Source organism: Pseudomonas sp. NMI542_15 (assembly GCF_021283425.1).
GTDB classification, from domain to species: domain Bacteria; phylum Pseudomonadota; class Gammaproteobacteria; order Pseudomonadales; family Pseudomonadaceae; genus Aquipseudomonas; species Aquipseudomonas fortuita.
Genome location: NZ_JAJSRO010000056.1, coordinates 1 through 2697, shown reverse-complemented (window position 1 = coordinate 2697; position 2697 = coordinate 1). Strand labels below are relative to the sequence as shown.

Annotated in this window: 2 protein-coding genes; one reads left to right on the top strand and one right to left on the bottom strand. The window is 51.2% G+C overall.

What is annotated here, in order from left to right; translation table 11 throughout:
- Positions 1 to 599 precede the first annotated feature (599 nt).
- The gene (locus LU684_RS30360) at positions 600 to 860 is read left to right on the top strand and encodes a DUF3077 domain-containing protein (protein WP_016489337.1); all 261 of its coding nucleotides are present in this window, start codon (positions 600 to 602) and stop codon (positions 858 to 860) included.
- Positions 861 to 1908: 1048 nt separating this feature from the next.
- Here LU684_RS30360 and LU684_RS30355 read toward each other — a convergent pair.
- On the bottom strand, positions 1909 to 2697 hold a 789-nt coding region (locus LU684_RS30355; RefSeq protein WP_232895366.1), incomplete at its 5' end, for a hypothetical protein.

Sequence of the window (2697 nt, the reverse complement as noted above, 5' to 3'; positions counted from 1 at the left end):
CTGGCCCGGCTGGCAATACAAACAGCGCCTGTGGTGGTTTGGTCGCCCTCAAGGCCCTGGTATCGGCCGAAGATGTTTATGCGCATGCTCATGGCTTGCCACTTTTTTGAGGATGAAAGCCAGGAAGCTAGCAGCCTCTAGAGGGGTATTTTCGGGTTGGAAAGGGTTTAGGAAGAGTCCTACAAGAGGTAGAGATTTGGACTACACGGGTTTTTGACTGACAGGTTTCGCTACACCTGTCAGGGCGAACACCTGCCAGCCTTGGTGCCTGTCCAAGACATACTACAATTTCAGACTCTTCCTACGCCTCAGGACTGGCAACTCGATCCCCTGCGAAATACCCTACAACCTCTGTCGATACGCGTCTGATTGTTCCTGCAAATCCCGCCCTCTAGGCTTTGCCTGTCGCCGACGGTTCAGCGATCGGGTGTGGAAACCTGTAGTAAGCATTTCAGGGTATGTCGTTCATGGCGGCTGTACCCGGGAGGCCTCGTGCCTACCGAGTTTTCCCTGAATGCACTCGGGTTTCCACCCCGTGTACAGCTGCCACCCTTCCTGTGGAAACGGAAGAGGAGGTCAACGAGCATTCAGGAGAACCCATGACCGACGAAACCAAAACCACCCCAGGCGTAACCTATTTCTACCAAGGCGAAGGCCAAACCCATCCGCTGTTCCGCATAGCCGAAGGCATCCCCTGCCGCAGCGCCCGCGAGCAGGCCTCCGAGTTGATGGGCTATGCACGGGACTTGTCGCTGACCGGTTTGATGGATAGCGACCAGCAAATGATGTGGGCATCGCATTACTTCGCAGCCATGGCCAAGGCGCTGCTGGATGATGCCGAGTTGGGCTTGATGCGCTGACTTTTGCATTGGCTGTACCGGCCCTTTCGCGGGTGAACCCGCTCCCACAGGAATTGTGCATAGATTGAAAGATGCGCTATCACTGTGGGAATCGGTGCCCCGCGGTGATTCCTCAAGCAAGGCAGCTATATCAAAAAGTAGTTGATGGTCAGCCAGGTGAATCCAATGGTGTTTGCCCAGGATGCGATAACCAATTTCGCTCTCAGGTTTCTGGGTAGTTGATCGTAGTCTCGAGCATCCAGTATGCCTCTGCGGATGCTGGACTTAGGGAATGTAATGGTGCCAGTGATCATGAAAATCACCAAAAGTCTCGAGCGTATATTCTCTTCACCCCAGATAACTACGGAATAGGAAAGGCATTTGCTCCGGGAGAGTGATTTGCTCATGCTTGCATATTGGCGAGAGCAGGCGATTTGAATATCTATTGCGAGTGATAGAAGGCCCAGGCAGAATGGTGAGGCCAATAGGAGTAGCCGTAATTTAATGTCCAGGTGATCAATCATCTTGAATGGCCTCAAAAATGACCTCGCCTAAATTTTCGCCACTTCCCTTGCCAGGGCGCGATCCGTGTGGGAGCAGGGTTGTCCGCGAGTTAGCTGTGCGATCAGCTTTGTTCTGAAACCAGATCTGTTTTTGGGTTTGCTCATGGGGTGCTAATTGTATATGTAGTAAGTTATGCTAAACCCAGCTGCGCCTAGATAAAGTGCGTAGTTGCAGGCTAGCAATTGTTTTTTTAGGTGCTTGGGGAAGTTGTCAATGTCTGTTTGATCTAGTTTTTTATTGCGAATATGCAGATTTTTTATTGGCCAGAATAATACCGCTGATATGACTCCTGTGAGCTGTAGTCGTGAGCGAAGGCTTCGTTTGCCCCATATCGAAATATTCAGGCTCAACCAGTAGCTGCTTGGTAACGCGGAAATCATGATATCCAAGGTTTTAGTTTGCGCCAAGCGGATATAGAGTGCCAGTCCTGTCATCATCATGAAACATGATGCTGTCGCCATAAGTATTTTCATGGTTTGTGCTGGAAATTCCATAATGTATTGATCTACTCTGTATATTCATAAATGGCTTCGCCAAACCACTCGCCTCCAGCCATTCCGGCCATGCTTCCAGCAGCAGTACCTGCACCAACTATAATGATGGTGCATACGGCGGCGCTAAAGGGTCCAAAGCTTAAGCAGGCGGCAGCTGCTACAGCACCTGACGCTTTGCCCGCAAGTGTTCCGAACGCTAAACCTCCGGCAAAACTTCCCGACTCTTTAAATGTTACCTTTTTACAGGCTTCGGTTCTTCCTTCTTGGCATGCCTGGTGAATGTTCATTAGGCCGCTTCCTGCGCCCAGTCCTAACCCCACATAACCTCCTTTCTTAAGGTGATTTGACAGGCGTGCTAATTTATCTAGGTGTGTTGAATACCCCGGTATCGCTCCCGGTGCTCCAGCTTTGCTCCAGTGGTGAACAAGACTACGGCTCGAGATACCTAGATCTCTGCGTAAGCTGTCATAACTACCCATATTCAGGTGCTTGTTAAGTAGGCCCATGCTCAAATGCGCATCCAATTGCCTGAATAGCTTTGAACGCTCAGCAAAAAACTCGGGGCTGCGCAGGTGTCCATACTTCGAGAACTGCCGTTGGTGTAACTCTTCAATCCGGCGTAGTGTTGCGCTCAGTTCATCCAGCGCCCGGGAAGTCATGGCTTCGCTCACGCCCATTGCTAGGCTGGCATCGCTAAGCAACCCAGCTATTTCGGGTAAATGACGCATCATGAACTCGGCCTCTTCTGGCGTCAGGCTCGCCAACGCTTCCCGCGCCTGTTTCGCCGCACTCATTGCAGT

Bases quoted from the DNA above. Each gene is read 5' to 3' on its own strand.
- LU684_RS30360 (WP_016489337.1), top strand. From the start codon at position 600: ATGACCGACGAAACCAAAACCACCCCAGGCGTAACCTATTTCTACCAA.